Here is a 5,610-nt window from a genome sequence, read left to right as displayed (position 1 = left end):
TGCCTGCATGCTCGGCATCCGAAAAACTGATCTGGCTCATCGTTGGCGCTCCTTCATTCAGCATGCGTAATCAACGTTCAGAGCGGCCATCCGTGGACTTGATCAGATGTTCCCTAGTGTCCTGTCCCAGTGATACGTGAGCAAAGTCGATGGAGCTTTTCCAGGATCGAGTCGGCAGTTGCAGTCCAGCGAAACGGCTGGGCGTTCTGGTTGTGAGAGGTCACGAAGTGATCGATGCGCTGCACCAGTTGCTTGACGCTGGTGAAGGATCCGCGGCGGATTGCTTTGTCCGTGATCAGGGCAAAGAAGCGCTCGACCTGGTTCAACCAGGAGCTGTAGGTCGGAATGAAGTGCATGTCGCTCAAATGGGCGTATTGACCATGCTGCGCCGGGGATCGGGATGTTCAGGTCGGCGATGCGTGCAACCTTCGACACACACAGCTCATGTGGCACTGCACCACGGTGCGGGGCAGTCGCCGGCGCGCTCATGGTCGCGGCACGATCGAAGATCGTCGCAAATTTGACAGTTTCGACGCGGCGCCAGACATATCATCCCCCACCACATGAACACTCACATCGCGGATGTCCGCCCTGTCTCGCGTCGCCGACGCGCCCTGCTGGCTGGCGGCGTGCTGCTGGCGAGCACCGCCGCCGCAGGCGTCGGATACGTCGCCACGCACTCCAACTCGCCGATCGCCATGAATGAATTTTCCGACCTTGCCCACGCCATGAGCACGCTCGAGCGCCTTCGCGAGGCGCCGCTGCATACCCGCTCGGGCTGGGACCTGGCCCATGTGCTGCACCACTCTGCGCAAAGCATCGAATACTCCCTGGACGGCTTTCCACAGCCGAAACCTGCCTGGTTTCGCGCCTCGTTGGGGCGCATGGCATTTGCGGTGTTCTCGGCGCGCGGCAAGATGAGCCATGGACTGGAAGAGCCGATACCCGGCGCACCGGCGATTGCTCCGGGCCAGCCGCTGAACGCTGCGGTGGAGCACCTGATGAACGCCTTGAATCGTTTCGAACGACACAGCGGGACGCTCGCCCCTCACTTCGCCTACGGCGCACTGGATAAATCCGAGTACGCGCGCGCCCACCTCATGCACCTAGCGAATCACTGGGCACTGGTGGACGCCGGCTGACGCGCGCCGCCGAGCAGGGCCACGACCTCCTGCACGAGCGGCGCATTCCTTGTCTTGCTCCAGGCCACGGCCGTCGTCACCACCTGCAGGTTCTCCTTGAGCGGGTGGAGCACCACGTTCTGAGGTGCGAGTTTTTTTCATCGATGCAGGCACGAGCGCAATCCCTTGCCCGCATCCGACGAACGCAACCTGCGAAGCGACGCTGCGAGTCTCGTGGACCACCCTGGGCGACAAGCCGTGGGCAAGGCACGCGGCTGTCAGGCCGTCGAAATAGAGCGGTGCACGGCGCCAGCGAGGAATGTCTCCACAGCGCGCTGAACCATTGCTTGAATCTGATCCGCCGACAGCGGTGAAGGATCGGCCTGGTACAGACGAATCTGAGTCTCCGCCGTCACCAGTGCGGAGAACTGCATCGCAGTCACGACGGGATCTGCACGCCGCAGTTCGCCGTATTCCATGGCAGACGCCATGAGCCCGGCGAGCGTCTGAATGAACTCGGTCGGACCCGATTCGTAGAACAACTGCCCCACATTGGAGTGCCCGGCTTCGGCAATGACCATCCGATAGACCGCGAGCGCATCGGCATCGTTGCTCAGCACAGACAGCATTCGCTCGCCGAAGCTCGTCAACAGTGACTCGAGCGTGGCATCACCACTCACTTCCAGCAACTCCGCCGGCGCCGCCGCCAGGTGCGATGTGGCAACGCTCTGCACTACCGCCGTGAATAGTTCCTCCTTCGAGGGGAAGTATCCGTAAAGCGTGGCCTTCGATCCGCCAAGACGCTTGGCAAGTTCGTTCATCGATGCCCGTTCGTATCCCTGCTCTCTAAACAGTGCTAGTGCCGCCTCAAGGATGGCGTTGCGGCGGATCTCCGTTCTTACCTTCATCACGTCTCCTTCGAAAGAATACCCAACTGTACATTTTTCTTGACAGCGTGGATTCTCGAAATCAATAATGTACCGTAACGTACAGTTGCGGCCAACTTCGGCACCCCGATCAACCAAAGGAATCCATGCCCGCCCTTCTCAAAACTTCAACGGTTGCCTCACTTGCGGTCTGCCTGGTCCTTGGTGCGTGCAGCAGTACGCAGCCTATTCCTTACGCGGGCATCCCGTCGTCCAGCCAGTTGCGCCCCAGTCAGAACGATGACTCCGGCCGCATCCCGTTCGAATACAAGACCCAGGTCGACTGGCGCAGGTATTCGGCCTTCGTCCTCGATCCGGTCGCTATCTATCGCGGCAGCGACGCCCAGTTCGACGATGTGTCGGAAGACGACAAGGCATTCCTCGCCCGCAACATGCGGGACCAGTTCGCCGAAAAGCTGAATGCCCGCTTCAGGGGCGCTCCAGGCCGCAATGCAAATGCATTGCGGATCAAACTGACGCTCACTGGCGCAAAGACGAACACGGCCGTGCTCAGCACCTTCTCCCGGTTCGACCTCATGGGCGGCCCCTACAACGCCGTGCAGGCCGTCCGCGGCAGGGAAGGCGCCATGACGGGCTCGGTCAGCTTTGCGGTCGAGATCTACGACGCCTCGACCAACGAGCTGCTCGGGGCCTACGTCGCCAAGCAGTACCCCAATGCATGGAACCTCAAGGCCGGTATCGGCGCCAGAAGTGCGTCCGTCGTAGGCATTGAAAAAGGCGCCGACCAACTGGTCGCCTACCTTCAGTGACGCGGGCCTCGAGGACTGACCCACATGGACGCCATTCACCGGATACGCCAGGCCGCCGAGGCGACGAGGAGGACGCTCGCGCGGCGACTGCGAAGGTCCTGCATCCAGCTTCAGTGCGCCTTCGCAAGGGTCGCCCGGTCCAGGCGCGGCATCTTCCACGCCAAATGAATCATCACCCACTGCAGGAGCACTCCATGACCTTCACCCGGAATTTCCGCCTCGCATGCATGGCCGCCTGCCTTGCACTCGCCTTCAACGCGAAGGCTGAACTCTTCACCTCCCTGGCTTCCAGTGCAGGCTCTGCCTCCAGCGGCAGCGCGTCCGCATCGCTGCGCGGTTCGAGCAAGAGCTCGTTCGACGGCGACAAGGTGGCCGAGGGCGACTACCGCATCACCGAAGTGGCGCAAGCCACCGACCGCGCCGGCTTCACGCGCGTCGCAATGCAAAGCGACGACACGCAGCAGCGCATCGTGCTCGAGCTGCCGCAAGCCACCTTCGCGAAGGAACGCCTAGGCCCTGGCGACATCGTGCATGCGCAACCGCGAGCCTACGGAACGGCATTCGCGCGCAGCGACAACCGCCAGGCGTTCTACCTGGTGCTCGCCGACGATCTGTACGGGGAGCTGGCCGCCCGCCCCGTCAGCCTTTGAGCGTCGTGCGCCGGCTCGCGCTGGGGCTCGCGGCGGTCCTCGCTCTCGCCTGGGGCACGGCGCAAGCGGCGCCAGGTGGGACCGGACCGCTGGCTTCCTCGCAGTTCTGCGATCACACGAAGCCACTGACCGCAGACCAGCAGGATCGATTGCTGCGCCTTGCCGCCGTCGTGCGCGACGAGCTCTCCGCCTCCGGCGACGGTGCCGTGCTGATCAGCCGTTCCGGGCTCGATCTTTCGCGATTCCGAATCCGGTACTCCCACGCTGCCATCGCGTGGCGCGACGAGAAAGACGCCTGGTCTGCCCGCCAGCTGTACTACGCCTGCGACGAAGGCCGCCCGCGGATCTACGACCAGGGCCTGACGGGGTTCGCGATGGGCATCGACGATCCCGCGCTGAGCTACATCTCGATCGTGCGACTCCCCGCCGACGCGGCTCGGACGCTGCGACGCGCGGCGCTCGACACGCCGCGCGCGCTGCACCTGCTGGCCGCAACCTACAGCGCCAATGCCTATCCGTTCAGCCTGCGCTACCAGAACTGCAACCAGTGGGTCATGGAGCTGCTCGCCGTCGCGTGGGGCAACCTGGCCGACGGAGACGACCTGCGCGAACGCGCCCAGGCCTGGCTGCGGCAGGCGCCCTACGAACCCGAACCGGTCGACGTTGGCTCGCATGCGCTGATCTTCGCATCGAGCTTCGTGCCCCTGCTGCATTTGGACGACCACCCGGAAGAAGACCGCTACGCGCTGAAGCTGCGAGTCAGCCTGCCCTCGACCGTCGAGGCCTTCGTGCGCGAACAGCTGCCCGGGAGCGAGCGCATCGAGCTGTGCCATGACGGCAAGCAGGTCGTCGTGCATCGCGGCTGGACACCCATCGCCGATGGCTGCCGGCCGGGCGACGGCGATCGTGTCTTGCAGCTCGACTAGCCAACGCACCACCCACACCTTGCAGACGAAGGAAACACGAATGCGCCCGTCGATGCACACCATGATTCGCGCCACCGCCTTCGCCTTGGCAGGCTGTACGGGGGCGCAACCGCGCCCTTATCCCGGCTCCCGGTCGACTGAAGAGGACCAGGGGGCACTGGCTCAGCACATGGACGCCCGGTTCAGCGACAGGCTCAACGCAAGATTCGGCTTGGTAGCGCGCCCGGATGCCTCAAAGGCCGGTATCGACAAGGCAGCCGACGACCTGGCCGCCCGTCTGGCGTGACCCGCCATCGCGTCCGAATGTCCTCGCTGATTTGGCTTATCCCAGTGCTCGCGGCATTGATCAGTATCACTCTGGTAGCCCGGGTCCTGCTCGAGCGCGGCCCCACGGTCGAGGTGAGCTTCAGAACGGCCGAAGGTCTGGAAGCCGGCAAGACGGTCGTGAAGTACAAGGACGTGCAGATTGGCGTGGTGAAGAGTCTGCGACTGTCCGGCGACCGCTCGCAGGTGCGCGTGGTGCTGCAGCTGAACCAGGACGCCGAGGGCTTCGCTGCACGGGACACGCGCTTCTGGGTGGTACGACCGCGACTCGACACCACGGGCATTTCGGGCCTGGGCACCTTGCTGTCCGGCGCCTACATCGGGGGCGATGCAGGCACGTCGAGCGAGAACAGCAAGATGTTCGTCGGCCTCGAAGCGCCTCCCGTCGTGACGCACGACGCGTCGGGCACGCAGTTTCTGCTGCGTGCTGAGGACGCAGGCTCGCTCGGCGTGGGCTCGCCGGTGTTCCTGCGGCGCATCAAGGTCGGCCAGGTCGCCGCCTATGAGCTCGAACGCGACGGCCACGGTGTCTTGTTGCGGATCTTCGTGAACGCGCCCTACGACAGCTTCGTCGGCGTCAACACGCGCTTCTGGCATGCCAGCGGGTTCGGTCTGCGGCTCAGCGCGAGCGGCGCGACGCTGCGCACCCAGTCGCTCACGTCCATTCTTCTTGGGGGCATCGCCTTTGGTGCGCCGGACGAAGCCCGCGGACCGGCGGCCCCTGAGGGCGCAGCCTTCGCGCTGGCCGGCGACGAGTCGACTGCGATGAAAACTCAGGACGGCCCGGCGCAGACCCTGCTGCTGTACTTCAACCAGTCGCTGCGCGGCCTGTCGCCGGGCGCGGCGGTGGACTTTCGCGGTGTCGTGATCGGCGAGGTGAAGGCCATCGGCGC

At 64.3% G+C, this 5,610-nt stretch carries 7 protein-coding genes and 2 pseudogenes; 6 read left to right on the top strand and 3 right to left on the bottom strand.

Annotated features, from left to right (window positions below; all coding sequences use genetic code 11):
• Positions 1-113: 113 nt before the first annotated feature.
• A pseudogene (locus ACSFCA_RS36310) lies at positions 114-356 on the bottom strand (IS630 family transposase); the annotation flags it as partial.
• A gap of 207 nt (positions 357-563) precedes the next feature.
• Between ACSFCA_RS36310 and ACSFCA_RS36305 the strand changes: the two are divergent.
• Positions 564-1,142 carry a DUF1569 domain-containing protein gene (locus ACSFCA_RS36305; RefSeq protein ID WP_435462964.1) on the top strand — a complete coding sequence of 193 codons (579 nt, stop codon included), beginning with the start codon at positions 564-566 and terminating at the stop codon, positions 1,140-1,142.
• On the opposite strand, the pseudogene ACSFCA_RS36300 reads toward ACSFCA_RS36305, so the two are convergent.
• Together ACSFCA_RS36300 and ACSFCA_RS36295 are read right to left on the bottom strand one after the other, a co-directional pair.
• Positions 1,115-1,424, bottom strand: a pseudogene (locus tag ACSFCA_RS36300) (LysR substrate-binding domain-containing protein); the annotation flags it as partial. The gene ACSFCA_RS36305 and the pseudogene ACSFCA_RS36300 sit on opposite strands and share 28 nt — an antisense overlap.
• Positions 1,400-2,029, bottom strand: a complete 630-nt coding sequence (locus ACSFCA_RS36295) for a TetR/AcrR family transcriptional regulator (protein ID WP_435462965.1) — start codon at positions 2,027-2,029, stop codon at positions 1,400-1,402. The gene ACSFCA_RS36295 and the pseudogene ACSFCA_RS36300, both read right to left, overlap by 25 nt.
• A 125-nt stretch (positions 2,030-2,154) precedes the next feature.
• On the opposite strand from ACSFCA_RS36295, the gene ACSFCA_RS36290 reads away from it, so the two are divergent.
• From ACSFCA_RS36290 to ACSFCA_RS36270, 5 genes are all read left to right on the top strand, one after another.
• Positions 2,155-2,817 (top strand): DUF3313 domain-containing protein, encoded by a 663-nt coding sequence (locus tag ACSFCA_RS36290; RefSeq protein WP_435462966.1) that lies wholly within the window; start codon positions 2,155-2,157, stop codon positions 2,815-2,817.
• A gap of 194 nt (positions 2,818-3,011) precedes the next feature.
• A complete protein-coding gene (locus ACSFCA_RS36285; protein ID WP_435462967.1) occupies positions 3,012-3,467 on the top strand; it encodes a TOBE domain-containing protein in 456 nt (151 codons plus the stop codon).
• Positions 3,464-4,393 carry a DUF2145 domain-containing protein gene (locus ACSFCA_RS36280; protein ID WP_435462968.1) on the top strand — a complete coding sequence of 310 codons (930 nt, stop codon included), beginning with the start codon at positions 3,464-3,466 and terminating at the stop codon, positions 4,391-4,393. Before ACSFCA_RS36285 ends, ACSFCA_RS36280 begins: the two co-directional genes overlap by 4 nt.
• A 19-nt stretch (positions 4,394-4,412) precedes the next feature.
• Positions 4,413-4,679, top strand: coding sequence for a hypothetical protein (locus tag ACSFCA_RS36275; protein ID WP_435462969.1), 267 nt, complete (start codon positions 4,413-4,415; stop codon positions 4,677-4,679).
• On the top strand, positions 4,676-5,610 hold a 935-nt coding region (locus tag ACSFCA_RS36270; protein ID WP_435462970.1), incomplete at its 3' end, for a PqiB family protein. The genes ACSFCA_RS36275 and ACSFCA_RS36270, both read left to right, overlap by 4 nt.

The sequence above is a fragment of the Variovorax multivorans genome, from assembly GCF_051216835.1.
In the GTDB taxonomy this organism is placed as follows: domain Bacteria; phylum Pseudomonadota; class Gammaproteobacteria; order Burkholderiales; family Burkholderiaceae_C; genus Variovorax.
Note: the sequence above shows the minus strand (reverse complement) of the source record. Positions and strands in the feature narration are given on the sequence as shown.